The organism is Delftia sp. (genome assembly GCF_059499305.1).
The window spans coordinates 195,861-210,295 of sequence record NZ_JCABYI010000036.1; the positions used below are offsets into that span (position 1 = coordinate 195,861).

General features: G+C 69.0%; 12 protein-coding genes. 6 read left to right on the forward strand and 6 right to left on the reverse strand.

Annotation, left to right across the window (positions count from 1 at the left end; genetic code table 11):
- The first annotated feature begins 291 nt into the window (after window positions 1-291).
- Window positions 292-3,453: a multidrug efflux RND transporter permease subunit gene (locus AC5I49_RS25555; protein ID WP_495790076.1), complete on the forward strand. Its 3,162-nt coding sequence runs from the start codon at window positions 292-294 to the stop codon at window positions 3,451-3,453.
- Between the two features lie 23 nt (window positions 3,454-3,476).
- Window positions 3,477-4,979: an efflux transporter outer membrane subunit gene (locus tag AC5I49_RS25560; protein ID WP_495790091.1), complete on the forward strand. Its 1,503-nt coding sequence runs from the start codon at window positions 3,477-3,479 to the stop codon at window positions 4,977-4,979.
- A gap of 3 nt (window positions 4,980-4,982) precedes the next feature.
- On the opposite strand, the gene AC5I49_RS25565 is transcribed toward AC5I49_RS25560, so the two are convergent.
- Entirely contained in the window at window positions 4,983-5,348 is a 366-nt protein-coding gene (locus AC5I49_RS25565; RefSeq protein WP_495790077.1) for a hypothetical protein, read from the reverse strand.
- A gap of 13 nt (window positions 5,349-5,361) precedes the next feature.
- Here AC5I49_RS25565 and AC5I49_RS25570 point away from each other — a divergent pair, with 13 nt between their 5' ends.
- Complete coding sequence (locus tag AC5I49_RS25570; protein WP_495790078.1) at window positions 5,362-6,135, forward strand: ABC transporter ATP-binding protein; 774 nt, start codon at window positions 5,362-5,364, stop codon at window positions 6,133-6,135.
- Window positions 6,136-6,171: 36 nt separating this feature from the next.
- Here AC5I49_RS25570 and AC5I49_RS25575 read toward each other — a convergent pair whose 3' ends face one another.
- From AC5I49_RS25575 to AC5I49_RS25590, 4 genes are all read right to left on the reverse strand, one after another.
- Window positions 6,172-6,984: a LytR/AlgR family response regulator transcription factor gene (locus AC5I49_RS25575; protein ID WP_495790079.1), complete on the reverse strand. Its 813-nt coding sequence runs from the start codon at window positions 6,982-6,984 to the stop codon at window positions 6,172-6,174.
- Window positions 6,985-7,143: 159 nt separating this feature from the next.
- Window positions 7,144-8,232, reverse strand: coding sequence for a sensor histidine kinase (locus AC5I49_RS25580; protein WP_495790080.1), 1,089 nt, complete (start codon window positions 8,230-8,232; stop codon window positions 7,144-7,146).
- Between the two features lie 29 nt (window positions 8,233-8,261).
- A complete protein-coding gene (locus AC5I49_RS25585) occupies window positions 8,262-8,588 on the reverse strand; it encodes a 2TM domain-containing protein (protein ID WP_016454690.1) in 327 nt (108 codons plus the stop codon).
- 34 nt (window positions 8,589-8,622) lie between these two features.
- Window positions 8,623-9,033 (reverse strand): DUF2306 domain-containing protein, encoded by a 411-nt coding sequence (locus tag AC5I49_RS25590; protein ID WP_047219335.1) that lies wholly within the window; start codon window positions 9,031-9,033, stop codon window positions 8,623-8,625.
- A gap of 336 nt (window positions 9,034-9,369) precedes the next feature.
- Here AC5I49_RS25590 and AC5I49_RS25595 point away from each other — a divergent pair, with 336 nt between their 5' ends.
- A complete protein-coding gene (locus AC5I49_RS25595; protein WP_212646146.1) occupies window positions 9,370-11,535 on the forward strand; it encodes a TonB-dependent receptor in 2,166 nt (721 codons plus the stop codon).
- 18 nt (window positions 11,536-11,553) lie between these two features.
- On the forward strand, window positions 11,554-12,783 hold the full coding sequence (locus tag AC5I49_RS25600) for a PepSY-associated TM helix domain-containing protein (protein WP_203399813.1): 1,230 nt from the start codon (window positions 11,554-11,556) through the stop codon (window positions 12,781-12,783).
- A 349-nt stretch (window positions 12,784-13,132) separates the two neighbouring features.
- On the opposite strand, the gene AC5I49_RS25605 is transcribed toward AC5I49_RS25600, so the two are convergent.
- The gene (locus AC5I49_RS25605) at window positions 13,133-13,411 is read right to left on the reverse strand and encodes a PsiF family protein (RefSeq protein WP_016454694.1); all 279 of its coding nucleotides are present in this window, start codon (window positions 13,409-13,411) and stop codon (window positions 13,133-13,135) included.
- 193 nt (window positions 13,412-13,604) lie between these two features.
- Between AC5I49_RS25605 and AC5I49_RS25610 the strand changes: the two genes are divergently transcribed.
- The gene (locus AC5I49_RS25610) at window positions 13,605-14,432 is read left to right on the forward strand and encodes an undecaprenyl-diphosphate phosphatase (protein WP_016449688.1); all 828 of its coding nucleotides are present in this window, start codon (window positions 13,605-13,607) and stop codon (window positions 14,430-14,432) included.
- Window positions 14,433-14,435 lie beyond the last annotated feature (3 nt).

Genomic DNA, 14,435 nt, shown 5'->3' on the forward strand with positions numbered 1-14,435 from the left:
ACCTACTTTCTTGTCGCGCGACAAGAAAGTAGGCAAAGAAGCGCGCCCCACTGCCCGCGACCCCTTCGCTTCGCTGCGGGGCCACCTGCGTCGTGGCGCTTGCGGGGTTCGCCGTGAAACTCACTTCGCGCTGGCGCGCTGCGTTCAGACAATCACGGCGAGCCAGATGACGAAGCAGTCCTGTCCTTCGGCAGGACTGCAACCCCGCAAGCACCACGACGCAGGCGCGGGCACAAGGGGAGTTTGCTCGGGCCATCGCTTCGCTCGGCCTGGGGTTTTTGGGGCTTGGTCATGAGCCAGCTTTCCAATCTCTCGGCGCCGTTCATCTTCCGGCCCATTGCCACCATGCTGATGACCCTCGGCCTGGCGCTGGCGGGGGCGGTGTCGTATTTCCTGCTGCCGGTGGCGCCGCTGCCGCAGGTGGACTATCCGACGATTTCGGTGTCGGCCAGCCTGCCGGGTGCAAGCCCCGACACGATGGCGGCGACGGTGGCGACGCCGCTGGAGCGGGCGCTGGGGGCGATTGCGGGGGTCAATGAGATCACGTCCAGCTCCAGCCTGGGCAGTACACGCATCACGCTGCAGTTCGATCTGTCGCGCACGGTGGACAGCGCGGCGCGCGATGTGCAGGCCGCCATCAATGCAGCGCGCACGCTGCTGCCTTCGGGCATGCCGGGCAATCCTACGTATCGCAAGGTGAATCCGGCCGATGCGCCGATCATGATCCTGGCACTCACGTCCAGCGCGCTGACGCGCGGGCAGATGTATGACGCGGCGTCCACCGTGCTGGCGCAGAAGCTCTCGCAGGTGGAGGGCGTGGGCCAGGCGTCCATCAGCGGCGGGGCGCTGCCTGCCGTGCGCGTGGAGCTGGACCCGGTGAAGCTGGCGGCCAATGGCGTGTCGCTGGACCAGGTGCGTACCGCCATTTCGGCCACGAATGCCAACCGGCCGCTGGGCGCGGTGGAGCGCGAGGACCATTACTGGCAGGTGACCGCCAATGACCAGGCGCGCGTGGCGGCCGACTATGCGCCGCTGGTGCTGCGCTGGAGCAATGGCAATGCGATCCGGCTGCAGGACGTGGCCGATGTCACGGATTCGGTGCAGGACGTGCGCAACTACGGCGTGGCCAATGGCAAGCCCGCCATCCTGCTGCAGATCTTCAAGCAGCCCGATGCCAATATCCTGGAGGCCGTGGCACGCGTGCGCTCTTTGCTGCCGCAGCTCAAGGCGTCCATCCCCGAGGCCATCGATCTGACCATCGTGTCCGACCGCACGCCCACGCTGCGTGCCTCGGTGGTGGAGGTGGAGCGGGCGCTGCTGATCGCCGTGGCGCTGGTGATCCTGGTGGTGTTCCTGTTCCTGCGCAATGGCCGGGCCACGCTGATTCCGGCCGTGGCCGTGCCGGTGTCGCTGGCGGGCACGTTCGGCGTGATGTACCTGGCCGGCTATACGCTGGACAACCTGTCGCTGATGGCGCTGACCGTGGCCACGGGCTTTGTGGTGGACGATGCCATCGTGGTGCTGGAGAACGTGATGCGCCACATGGAGCGCGGCAAGACCGCGCTGCGCGCGGCGCTGGACGGGGCGCGCGAGATCGGGTTCACCGTGGTGTCCATGAGCCTGTCGCTGATCGCGGTGTTCGTGCCCATTCTGTTCATGGGCGGCATCGTGGGGCGGTTCTTCCGCGAGTTCGCGGTGGTGATGTCGGCGGCCATTCTGATCTCGATGGTGGTGTCACTGACCACCACGCCCATGATGTGCGCGGCGCTGCTGCGCCCGCAGCGTGTCGCTCAGCCGGGCCGGCCGCGCAACGGCCTGCAGCGCGCCTGGGACCGCTTCGGCGCCTGGGTGGGCCGGGTCGAGCGGCGTGCCATGTCCGGCTATCGCGCAAGCCTGGCCTGGTGCCTGCGCCACCAGCCGCTGGTGCTGCTGGTGCTGGCCGGCGTGGTGGCGCTGAACGTGCACCTGTACATGGCCATCGACAAGGGCTTCATGCCCAGCCAGGACACGGGCCGCGTGATGGGCTTCATCCGCGCCGACCAGTCCACCTCCTACCAGGCCATGGAGCAGCGGCTCAAGCGCTTCCTGTCCATCGTGCAGGAAGACCCGGCCGTGGAGTACGTGACAGGCTTCACGGGCGGTGGCCAGCGCAATGCGGCCAACATGTTCATGTCGCTCAAGCCGCTGGCCGAGCGCAAGGTATCGTCCGACGAGGTGATCAACCGCCTGCGCGACAAGCTCAAGAACGAGCCCGGCGCGCGGCTGTTCATGGTCACGCAAAGCGATATCCGCATCGGCGGGCGGCAAAGCTCGGGCTCGTATGACTACACGCTGCAGGCCGACGACATCCAGGACCTGCGCACCTGGGAGCCGCGCATCCGCCAGGTGCTGTCGCAACTGCCCCAGCTCACGGACGTGAACAGCGATGTCTCCGACTTCGGCCTGCAGACCTCGCTGGTGATCGACCGCGACGCGGCCACGCGCCTGGGGCTGACGGTGTCGCAGATCGACGGCACGCTCAACAACGCCTTCGGCCAGCGCCAGGTGGGCGTGATCTACAACCCGCTCAACCAGTACCGCGTGGTGATGGAGGCCGCGCCCCGCTACCTGCAAAGCCCCGAGACGCTGCGCGGCTTCTTCTTCGTGAACAACCAGGGCGAGCAGGTGCCGCTGACCTCGTTTGCGCGCATCACCACCACCAACACGCCGCTGTCCGTGAACCACGACCGGGGCACGCCGGCCAGCACCATCAGCTTCAGCCTGGCCGAGGGCGTGGCGCTGTCGGATGCCAGCGACGCCATCCGCGCGGCCGTGGCCGAGCTGGGCGTGCCCGTGTCGGTGCGCGGCAGCTTCAGCGGCACGGCCGGGGCCTTCCAGCAGGCGCTGTCGGGGCAGCCGCTGCTGATCCTGGCGGCCATCATCACCATCTACCTGGTGCTGGGCGTGCTCTATGAGAGCCTGGTGCATCCGCTGACCATCCTGTCCACGCTGCCCTCGGCGGGCGTGGGCGCGCTGATGGCGCTGATGCTGTTCAAGACGGAGTTCTCGCTGATCGCGCTGATCGGGGTGATATTGCTGATCGGCATCGTCAAAAAGAACGCCATCATGATGATCGACTTCGCGCTGGAGCGGCAGCGCGCCGGCCACGCCACGGCCGCCCAGGCCATCTACCGCGCCTGCGAGCTGCGGCTGCGCCCCATCCTCATGACCAGCCTGGCGGCCATCTGCGGCGCGCTGCCGCTGGCCCTGGGCCGGGGCGATGGCGCCGAGCTGCGCCAGCCGCTGGGCATTGCCATCGTGGGCGGCCTGATGCTGAGCCAGCTGCTCACGCTCTACACCACGCCCGTGGTCTATGTGCTGCTGGACAGGCTGCGCCAGCGTGTCATGGGCCTGCGTGGCCGCGTGCAGGGCAAGGACCGCGGCACCCCTGTGCCAGCCGCATCACCCCAGTGAACCGAATCCGAAAGCCCAAGCTGATGCAGTTCAAGACACTTCACTCCCCGGCGATCTGGCTGGCCGCCGCGCTGCTGGCCGGCTGCTCCACGCAGAGCGCCTACCAGCGCCCCGCACTCGAGGTGCCGGCCCAGTTCAAGGAAGCCACGCCCGAGGCGGCCGAGGCCGGCATCTGGCGGCCCGCAGATCCGTCGCGCGCGCAAGTGCTGCCCGACAACTGGTGGGAGCTGTTCGGCGACGAGCAGCTCAACCGCCTGCAGCAGCAGGCCGCCACCGGCAACCAGAGCATTGCCCAGGCCGCCGCGCGCCTGCGTGCCGCGCAGGCGGCCGTGGCCAGCAGCCAGGCCGGGCTGTTCCCCACGCTGGGCAGCACGGCCGGCGCCACGCGCTCGCGCAGCGGCGGGGCCTCCGGTGCATCAGGCACGGGCGGCAACACCGGCAACACCGGCAGTAGCGGCAACATCTCGACCAACTACTCGCTGGGCCTGAACGCCAGCTGGGAACTGGACCTGTGGGGCCGCGTGTCGGGCACGGTCAGCGCCAGCCAGGCCAGCGCCCAGGCCAGCAGCGACGACCTGGCCGCCGCGCGCCTGTCGGCCCAGGCATCGATCACGCAGACCTATTTCTCGCTGCGCGCGGCCGATGCCAGCGTGCGGCTGCTGCAGGAAACACTGCAGGGCTACGAGCAAAGCCTGAAGCTCACCAACAACCGCTACCGCGCGGGCGTGGCCTCGTCGGCCGACGTGGCCCAGGCCGAGGCGCAGTACAAAAGCACCCAGGCCCAGCTCATCGAGGCACAGACCAGCCGCGCCCAGCTGGAGCACGCCCTGGCCGCGCTGCTGGGCCTGCCGCCGGCCGCCTTCAGCCTGGAGGCCGGCGCCGAGCTGCCGCCGCCGCCCGAGGTGCCGGCCATGCTCTCGTCCCAACTGCTGGAGCAGCGCCCCGACATTGCGGCGGCCGAACGCCGCGTGGCCGCCGCCAATGCCCAGGTGGGCGTGGCGCGCGCGGCCTTCTTCCCGGCGCTCACGCTGTCGGCCACGGCCGGCTACCGGGGTGCATCGCTGTCCAACCTGGTGAGTGCGCCCAACCTGTTCTGGTCGCTGGGCCCGTCGCTGGCGCTGGCGCTGTTCGACGGCGGCGCGCGCACGGCGGCCGTGGAGTCGGCGCGTGCCTCGCTGGACCTGGCCGCCGCCACCTACCGCCAGACCGTGCTGACGGCGTTGCAGGAGGTGGAGGACAACCTGGTCACCGCATCCGCCCTGGCGCGCGAGCAGCAGGTGCAGATCGAGGCCGTGGCCGCCGCGCAGAAGGCGCTGGATGTCGTCAACAACCAGTACCGCGCGGGTACGGTGGCCTATCTGAATGTGCTCAGCGCCCAGACCACGGTGCTGTCGGCGCGGCGCAGCCTGATCGATGTGCGCAACCGGCGGCTGGCCGCCGTCAACACCTTGCTCAAGAACGTGGCCGGGCGCTGGGAGCCGCTGGGGCCGGCCTCCGTGCAGGGGCCGCAGGCTGTCGCGCGCTGATGTTCAGTCCTGCAGCTCGAAGGCTTGGCGCAATGCTTCGCCGAAGGCCGCGCAGCCGCTGATCGACAGGTTCACCGTGGTGCGGCCATCTCCGGCCGCCACGGATTGCAGGCGCGCCGTGGCTGCGTCAAAGCGCCAGGCCAACGGCTGGCCGCCGTCGTCCTGGGCCTGCAGCTCGTAGTCCCAGTCGCCGCCTTCCTCGATGGGGCCGCGCCGGCCCTTGAAGCGGCGGTGCGCCCAGGCCAGCAATTGCTCCACCTCGGCCGCCAGGGCCGGCACGCGCGCGGCGGGCACGCTGGCCATGGCGTCCCAGCAGCCCGTGCCTTCGTCGTCTTCGCTGTAGTCGAAATCCAGGTAGTCGAGGGTCATGGTGGCGGTCCGCATGCGTAGTGCGTGGTTGGAAAAGGGAAAGCCCGGCATTGTGCCGCGTGCACAATCGCCCGCATCGCAGAACCGGAAAGACATTCAGATGGACACCGCACAGCAATCGATGGCGCCGCCGATGGTGAGCGCGCAGGCCCTGCGCTTCGGGCAGCCGGGTCTTCTGCTGTGGGATGGCGCCTCGCACGACTGGCCCGTGGGCCTGTGCCTGGTGCGCGGCGGCGAGGGCTGCGGCAAGACCAGCCTGCTGCAGGCGCTGGCCGGCCATTTGCCCTTGCAGGGCGGGCGCCTGGTATATCCGCAGCAGCCGGACCCGTCGCAGCGCCCTGCATTGTTCTGGCGCGACCCGCGCGCCGAGCTGTCCAATGCCGAGCGCGCCCGGCCCGCGCAGGAATGGGTGCAAGACCAGCGGCGGTTGCACCCGGCCTGGAGCGAGGCGGCATGGCAGGCCCATGCCGACGGCCTGGGCCTGGAGCCCCATCTGCACAAGCCCCTGCTGGCCCTGTCCACGGGCAGCCTGCGCAAGCTGTGGATGGCGGCGGGCTGGTCCAGCGGCGTGCCGCTGCTGCTGATCGACGAGCCGCTGGCCGCGCTGGACCGGGGATCGATGGACCATGTGCAGCGCACGCTGGCGGGGCTGAACCGGGCCGGCCAGCAATCTGCGCCCGTGGCCGGGCACGGGCCGCGCTGCGTGATCGTCGCGCACTGGGACGAGATGCAGGGCGTGGCCTGGGACGACGTGCTGGACCTGCCCGATCAGCCGCCGCTGCGCTGACGGAGCCGGCGTCTACATCGCCACCTACATCGCCGCCTACATCGCCTTGAACCGCTGCGCGTAGAGGCGGCTGACGGCCAGTTTCTCCGCTCGCTCGCGCAGCTGCAGCCACAGCCGGCCGGCCTCGTCGCGCTGGGCGCTGGCAATGGCGGCTGCGCGCACCACGGTGCCACGGTGCACCTGCCAGAAATCCTCGGCGTCCAGCCGGGGCAGCAGTTCCTTGAGCGGCGTGCGCACCAGGTACTCATGCGAGGCCGTGAGCACGCGCACGTACTTGTCGGCGGCCTCGAAGTAGACGACGTCGTGCACGGGCACCATCTGGATCTGCGTGCCCACGCCGGCCTGGATCATCTGCAGCGGCGGCTCGGTAGCGGTGGCGGCGGGGGCCGTGGCACCGGCCAGGTGCCGCAATTGCTCCAGCGCCTGCGCCAGCGCAGCGCCGGCCGGGGCCGCCGTGCGCTGGGCCAGCAGCTCGCGCAGGCGCTGCACGCTGCGCGCCAGCCGCTCGGGCTGCACGGGCTTGAGCAGGTAGTCCACGGCCTGGGCCTCGAAGGCGTCCATGGCGTACTGGTCATAGGCGGTCACGAAGACCAGGATGGGAAACGGCTGCGCCTCGGGCCAGGCGTCGGCCAGTTCGGCAGCGGCCTCCAGGCCGCTCTGGCCCGGCATGCGGATGTCGAAGAACAGCACATCGGGCTGCAGCGCCAGCGCCTGCCGGGCGGCACTCAGGCCGTCGCCCACCATGGCGGCAATCTGCAGCTCGGGCCAGGCGCGGGCCAGGGCCTGGCGCAGGTCCTCGGCCAGCAGGGGTTCGTCTTCGGCGATCAGGGCGCGGGGGGAGTGGGTCATTTCAGTCTTCTATTTCACTTGCGCATGGCCGACAGCGTATGAAACTGGCGCGGCCCAACTCAGGGGCACCGAGGAAGGGCCGCCCCGCACCGAGGGTGTCGTTCCCCTCCCGCGAAGCGAGAGAGGGCGCCGTGCACACGGGGGAAGGCGCGAAGCGACTCAGGGGGTGCATTTGAGGGTGATTCTGGCCAGAGTGCCGCCTTCGGGCAGGGCGGCCAGTTCGAAGTGCGCGGCGTCGCCATAGCGGCTGGCCAGGCGCTCGCGCAGCTGGGCCGTGCCGAAGCGGCTGCCGGGCAGGGCGGGCGCACCGGTGTCCAGGCCCATGCCGTTGTCGGCCACGGTCAGCTCCAACGGGCCGCCGTCCATGCGGCGCGCACGCACGGCGATATGCCCGCCTTCCAGCTTGGGCTCCAGTCCGTGGCGTATGCAGTTTTCCACCAGGGGCTGCAGCAGCAACGGCGGCACGGGCACCTGGGCCAGGTCCTCGGGCAGGTCCAGCGTGTACTGCAGGCGCGGGCCCATGCGGATGGACATCAACGCCAGATAGTCGCGCAGGCGCGCGAATTCCTCGGCCAGCGCATGCTCGGTGCTGCGCGAGCCGCCCAGCGTGGCGCGCAGGTAGGCGATCAGATGGTCCAGCATGGCCTGGGCGCGCTGCGGGTCGCTGGCCACCAGCACGCGCAGGTTGGCCAGGGTGTTGAACAGCATGTGCGGCTCCAGCTGGGCCTGCAGCAGGGTCAGTCGCGCCTCGGCCGCCTGGCGGCGGGCCTGCTCGGCCTGCATCTGCAGGTGGCGCGAGTAGCCCAGCAGGAAGAAGGCCAGCGACATCACCGTGCTGGCGACGATGGTGACGGCCAGCGGTATCCACAGCCGGTGCATCAGGGCCGTGCTGGCGTCGGGATCGGCCCACTGCCTGTAGGCCGTGCCGATCAGCGACCCGATCACGAACCCCGTCACGATGCCGGCCACCACCAGCGCGGCGCCGCGCCAGCCGCCGGGCCAGGGAATGTCCTGGCCCCGCGTCAGGCGCCAGCGGCCCAGTTCGATGGTGAGCCAGCTGGTCAGGCCGATCGACAGCGAGTAGATGAGGTTCACGTCCCAGCGGCCGTGGTTGCTCAGGCTGAATGCGGCGGCAATCAGGGCGCAGGCCGAGGTCGTCGCGATGCCGTGGCGCAGCAGCGTGGTCCGTTCCACGATGTGGCCAGGGGCGGCCGGCTGGCGTGTGGCGTTGGATACGAGGTCGGGCATGGAGGGCAATGGTAGTCCCATGGCGTGTTTCAGCGGGCGCGGCCCTGGCGTGACTGCAGCGCCTGCCGCTCGCGCTCCACCATGCGCCCGTGCCAGCCGTTGCCCGGCAGTGCCAGCCAGACCACGGCCCCGTGGATGGCCAGTCCCAGGCCCCAGCCCAGGGCCGGGAAGATGGCCCAGTGCCTGCCCTGGGACAGCGACAGCGCCGCCAGCCCGAGGTTGACCAGCACATAGACGCTGGCGTGGATCATCCAGCCCAGCTTGGCGCCTGCGCGGCGGCGCGCCATGCGCTCCAGGGCATCGTCGTCGTGGCGGGCAGAGGGATCGAGGGGATCAAGGGGATCAAGGGTGCGCATGGGGAGTTCTCCGTCAGGGGGAAGGAAAGCGGCTTCAGGCCAGGCCCAGCTGCTGCCACAGCAGGTCGCCCAGGTAGCGGCCGGGCAGCAGGGTGAACAGGCCCGCCACGACGCAGGCGCCGATGTAGACGCTGCGCATGATCTTGCGGTGGCCGGCGATGTTGCCGTGGTACAGGTGCCAGAACGACCGGCCCAGGCCGGCAAAGGTCAGCGGCACCAGCAGGTGGACGGGCGTGTAGCCGCCCCAGTTGGGCAGGCGGTAGTCGCGGATGAAGCAGGCGGACACCGCCGCGCAGACCATGAGCGTGACGAAGGCATGGCCGGCCGCGCGGTGCAGGCGGGGATGGGCGGCGGCCTGGCGGCGTGCCAGCAGGGCGATGGCGCCCGTGGCCGTGGCGGCGAGGGCGGCGCTCATGTGGATGGCGATCAGCGGTGTCATTTGCATGGCGGTGTCCTGGCGTGCGGCCCGGGTTGGCGGGCCTGTATGGGACAGGACTGTCGCTGCCGGGCGCCGCCGGGGCCAGCGCCATGCGACGGACGGACGAGGGCAGGGTGCCAGCTGCATCCTGGCGCCGCGAACGGCAGGCACGTCCACGGCATCTGGAGGATGCAGTCCGCAGGGTGGAGGCCGGGGTGAGTGCGCACGGACTATCGATCAGGGCCTTTGAAACCAATCACCCCCAGGATTGCTTCGATGCAACAGATTGAGAAAACTCATAGTTGCGTGCCCAGGTGGTTGGTAAGCTAACGGGTTCTGCAAATCATTCTCAATCCCATCCTCATGCCTTCCATTCGCCCCATATCCCTGGCCGTTCTTTGCCTGTGCAGCCATCAGGCGCTGATTGCCCAGACCCGGGGCGGTGATACCGTGCTGGAGGCCGTGACGGTGGAGGCCAGCGCCGACGCATCGGCCCAGGGCCTGTCCAAGCCCTTCGCAGGCGGCCAGGTGGCCACGGGGGCGCGCAACGGCGTGCTGGGCACGCTGGACTGGAAGAACTCCTCGTTCTCCACCACCAGCTACACCCAGCAACTGATCGAGGACACCCAGTCCAAGAGCGTGGGCGACGTGCTGCTCAACGACCCGGGCGTGCGCCAGGCGCGCGGCTTCGGCAACTTCCAGGAGCTGTATGTGCTGCGCGGCTTCCCGGTCTATTCGGACGACATCGCCTACAACGGCCTGTACGGCCTGCTGCCGCGCCAGTACATCGCCTCGGAGTTCTTCGAGCGTGTGGAGGTGCTGCGCGGCGCCAATGCCTTCCTCAATGGCGCAGCACCCGGCGGCAGCGGCATTGGCGGCACCATCAGCCTGCTGCCCAAGCGCGCCGGCAACGATGCACTGACGCGCGTGGGCGCCGGCATACAGACGGGCGGCCAGGCCTTTGTCTCCACCGACATCTCGCGCCGCTTCGGCCCTGACCGGAGCACCGGCATCCGCCTGAACGCCGTGCGCCGCGACGGCGGCACGGGCGTGGATGGCGAAGACCGCTCGCTCACCGCCCTGGGCCTGGGCCTGGACTGGCGCAGCCGCAACGTGCGCCTGTCGGGCGACGTGGGCTACCAGCGCAACAGCTACAACGGCGGCCGCCCCAGCGTGACGCCCGGCAACTTCATCCCGGCCGTGCCCGACAACAAGACCAACTACGGCCAGAACTGGTCGTACTCCACCGAGCGCGACCTGTTCGCCACGCTGCGCGCCGAATGGGACATCAACGACACCACCACGGCCTGGGCTGCGGGCGGCCTGCGCCGCGGCAAGGAGGACAACTCCCTGAGCGGCGTGACCGTGAGCAATGCGGCCGGCGACACCACGGGCACGCGCTTCGACAACAAGCGCAAGGACAGCGTGGGCACGGGCGAGGTCGGCATCCGCACGCGCCTGGCCACGGGCAGCGTGGGCCATGAGCTGGTGGCCACGGCCAGCACCTACTCGGCCACCGAGCGCAATGCCTGGGGCATGGGCTTTGGCGTGGTCAACAACATCTACAACCCCTGGAGCAGCGCGCGCCCGGCGATGACGCTGTTCGGCGGCAACCTGGCCGATCCCACGCGCGTGGGTGAAACCCGGCTCAACAGCTTTGCCATCGGCGACACGCTGACGATGCTGGACGAGCGCCTGCGCCTGACCGTGGGCGTGCGCCGCCAGAGCATCGAGCAAAGCAGCTACGACTACAACACGGGCGCGCAGACCGACAACTACAAGAAGTCGGCCACCACGCCCATGCTGGGCCTGGTGTTCAAGACCAGCGAGAACACCTCGGTCTACGCCAACTACATCGAAGGCCTGACCAAGGGCGCCGTGGCGCCGCAGACGGCCAACGACCTGCCGGTGTCCAACGGTGGCCAGGTGTTCGCGCCCTACAAGTCGCGCCAGAAGGAAATCGGCTTCAAGTGGCAGGGCCGGCAACTGGGCGCCACGGTGGCGCTGTACACCACGGACATGCCTTCGGCCTATGTGGCCAACCAGGTCTTCGGCCAGTACGGCAAGCAGCGCAACAGCGGCCTGGAGGCCACGGTCTTCGGCGAACCCGTCAAGGGCCTGCGCGTGCTGGGCGGCGTGACCTTCAGCGAGGCCAAGATCCGCGAGGCCGCCGATGCCGCCACCATCGGCAACTACGCCATCGGCGTGCCCAAGCGCCTGCTCAACCTGGGCGTGGACTGGGATGTGCCCGGCGTCTCGGGCCTGGCCCTCAATGCGCGCGTGATGCACACCTCCAGCCAGTACGCCAACGGCGCCAACACGCTGAAAGTGGCCTCGTGGACGCGCACCGACATCGGCGCGCGTTATCTCATGGACATCGGCAACAACCGCCTGCTGACCCTGCGCGCGCGCATCGACAACCTGTTCGACAAGGGCTACTGGTCGTCCGTGGGCGGCTACCCGGGCGCCAACTACCTGGTGCAGTCCATGCCGCGCACCTTCTCGCTGAGCGCATCGGTGGACTTCTGAGCCGGAGCGATCTGAAGCATGCGCGCGTTGTGGACGGTGGTGCACCGCTGGATCGGCCTGCTGCTGGCCGGCTTCCTCACCATGGCCGGCCTCACGGGGGCCGTGCTGTCCTGGGACCATGAAATCGACGAATGGCTCAACGCCGACATGCTGGAGACCCCGGCACGCGGCCCGCTGAAGACCCCGCTGGAGCTGGCCGCCGTGGTGCAGGCCAGCGAGCCGCGCGCCGAGATCAGCTACATGACCCTGGGCCTGGTCGAGGGCGAAGCCGCCATGTTCATGGTGCGCCCCCGGCCCGACCCGGCCACGGGCCAGGCGCCTGCGCTGGGATATGACACGGTCTTCGTCGACCCGGTCAGCGGCCACATCACGGGCCAGCGCAACGGGCGCAGCTTCGCGCTCAGCCAGCGCAACCTCATGCCCTGGCTGCGCCACCTGCACGAAAGCCTGCTGGCCCCGCGCTTTTGGGGCACGGACCGCTGGGGCTACTGGTTCATGGGCAGCCTGGCCCTGCTGTGGGTGGCCGACAGCTTTGTCGCGCTGCTGCTGACCTTTCCCGTCAAGCTCAGGAAAAGCGCCCCGCGCCTGACGGCGGCCATGGGATCGTGGTGGCGGCGCTGGCTGCCCTCATGGCGCGTGCGCTGGGGCGGCGGCGCCTACAAGCTCAACTTTGACCTGCACCGTGCGGGCGGCCTGTGGGTCTGGGCCGTCATCGTCATCGTGGCCTTCACCTCGTTCTCGCTGAACCTGTACCGCGAAGTCTTCTACCCGGTGATGAGCACCGTCTCCACCACCACGCCCGGCCCCTACGAAACCCTCAAGCCTGCGCCCCAGGGCACGCTCCTCGTGCCCAAGGTCTCGTTCGCTCAGGCCATCGCCATCGCCCAGAGCGAGGCCAAGCGCCTGGGCTTCGCCCAGCCCGCAGGCGGCATCTGGTGGGGCGGCGACTTCCCGTTCTACAACATCTCCTTCTTCGACCCGCACGACGAAACCGGCGCCATGGGCATGGGCCTGTCCAACATCTATGTCAGCTCGGACAACGGCGAAGTCCTGGGCACCTACCGCCCCTGGCACGGCACGGCTGCCGACGTCTTCGTCCAGCTGCAGCTGCCCCTGCACAGCGGCCGCATCCTCGGCACCCCCGGCCGCGTGCTCATGTCCTTCGTCGGCGTGCTCGTCGCCGTCCTGTCGATCACCGGCGTCATCATCTGGTGGCGCAAGCGAAGGGCCAGGAAGATGACCCCCTGAGCGGCTGCGCCGCTTCCCCCTTCCCGCTTCGCGGAGGGGGACGCAGCCCTCACTGCGGGGCAGCCCTTGCTCGGCTGCCCGCGCTTGAGCCCTGCGAGTTTGAACGGCTGTCGGTAGTACACGGCTCCATTGATAGCCGAATCAGAAAACTATCCGCCCAAACAGCAAAGCCACCGAAAACGGTGGCTTCAATGAAGGCTTGCTGCAGAAATAGGGCGCAGCCTCCAAATCTGGCGCGGCCCGACACCAGAGACGCCGAGCAAGAGCCGCCTCGCGGCGAGGGCGTCGTCCCCCTCCCCCGCGAAGCGGGTAGAGAGGGGGAAGCGGCGTCAGCCGCTCAGGGGGAGCTTCAGTCCTTCTTCAAGCATTCACTCATGAACGCCTTGCGCTCGTCGCCCTTCTTGCCGGTGGCGTCGGCATTGCAGGTCTTCATGCGTTCCTGCTGGCGCTTCTTGCCGTCGGACAGGCAGGACTTCATGAACTCCTTGCGCTCGTCGCCCTTCTTGCCGGCGGCTTCGGTGTTGCAGGTGCCCATCAGCTTTTGCTGGGCCGTAGGGGCCTTGTCTCCGGCGGCCATGCCGATGCTGCAGGCCAGGGAGACAACTGCCAGAACAACGATTTTTTTCATGATGGAATGGTTTTGAAGGCGCGCCGAAATCCAGCGCCCCCACATTGCAGCACAGCGCCGGGCGCACAGCAACGTCGCGCGCCGGCCGTTGTAAAAGTTTGCGATTGCCGCCGGCGGGCCGGCAGGCGTCCATCGGCAGGCCATGGCCAGCGCAGATAATGGCGCACTTTTGCATTGCGACAGGACGCTTGCCGTGGACATTCTTTTGCTGGTCAAGGCCGCCATCATGGGCATCGTGGAAGGGCTGACGGAGTTCCTTCCCATCTCCTCCACCGGCCACCTCATCCTGGCCGGTTCGCTGCTGGGCTTCGACGATGCCAAGGCCAAGGTCTTCGACATCGCCATCCAGACCGGTGCCATCTTCGCCGTGGTGCTGGTGTACTGGCAGAAGATCCGCTCCACCGTGGTCGACCTGCCCACCAGCGGCCAGGCGCAGCGGCTCACGCTGAACGTCATCATCGGCTTCCTGCCGGCCGTGGTGCTGGCACTGATCTTCGGCAAGTTCATCAAGGCGCACCTGTTCACGCCCACCGTGGTGGCCACCACCTTCATCCTGGGCGGCTTCGTCATCCTGTGGGCCGAGCGCCGGCCCGCCTCGGCCATGCGCGTGCAGACCGTGGACGAGATGACGCCGCTCGATGCCCTCAAGGTCGGCCTGGTGCAGTGCCTGGCCATGATCCCCGGCACCAGCCGCAGCGGCGCCACCATCATCGGCGGCATGCTCATGGGCCTGTCGCGCAAGGCGGCGACCGACTTTTCGTTCTTCCTGGCCATTCCCACGCTGATCGGCGCCGGCGTCTACAGCCTCTACAAGGAGCGCGCCCTGCTGTCGGTGGACGACATCCCCATGTTCGCCGTGGGCCTGGTGTTCTCCTTCATCAGCGCCTGGCTGTGCGTGCGCTGGCTGCTGCGCTACATCTCCACCAACAGCTTCGTGCCGTTTGCCTGGTACCGCATCGCCTTCGGCATCATCGTGCTGGTCACGGCCTTCACGGGCCTGGTCAACTGGAGCGGCGGCTGACCA

Excerpts from the sequence above, each read along its gene's own strand:
- AC5I49_RS25555 (WP_495790076.1), top strand. The coding sequence starts at position 292 with ATGAGCCAGCTTTCCAATCTCTCGGCGCCGTTCATCTTCCGGCCCATT.
- AC5I49_RS25560 (WP_495790091.1), top strand. The coding sequence starts at position 3,477 with ATGCAGTTCAAGACACTTCACTCCCCGGCGATCTGGCTGGCCGCCGCG.
- AC5I49_RS25565 (WP_495790077.1), bottom strand. The coding sequence starts at position 5,348 with ATGACCCTCGACTACCTGGATTTCGACTACAGCGAAGACGACGAAGGC.
- AC5I49_RS25570 (WP_495790078.1), top strand. The coding sequence starts at position 5,362 with ATGCGTAGTGCGTGGTTGGAAAAGGGAAAGCCCGGCATTGTGCCGCGT.
- AC5I49_RS25575 (WP_495790079.1), bottom strand. The coding sequence starts at position 6,984 with ATGACCCACTCCCCCCGCGCCCTGATCGCCGAAGACGAACCCCTGCTG.
- AC5I49_RS25580 (WP_495790080.1), bottom strand. The coding sequence starts at position 8,232 with ATGCCCGACCTCGTATCCAACGCCACACGCCAGCCGGCCGCCCCTGGC.
- AC5I49_RS25585 (WP_016454690.1), bottom strand. The coding sequence starts at position 8,588 with ATGCGCACCCTTGATCCCCTTGATCCCCTCGATCCCTCTGCCCGCCAC.
- AC5I49_RS25590 (WP_047219335.1), bottom strand. The coding sequence starts at position 9,033 with ATGCAAATGACACCGCTGATCGCCATCCACATGAGCGCCGCCCTCGCC.
- AC5I49_RS25595 (WP_212646146.1), top strand. The coding sequence starts at position 9,370 with ATGCCTTCCATTCGCCCCATATCCCTGGCCGTTCTTTGCCTGTGCAGC.
- AC5I49_RS25600 (WP_203399813.1), top strand. The coding sequence starts at position 11,554 with ATGCGCGCGTTGTGGACGGTGGTGCACCGCTGGATCGGCCTGCTGCTG.
- AC5I49_RS25605 (WP_016454694.1), bottom strand. The coding sequence starts at position 13,411 with ATGAAAAAAATCGTTGTTCTGGCAGTTGTCTCCCTGGCCTGCAGCATC.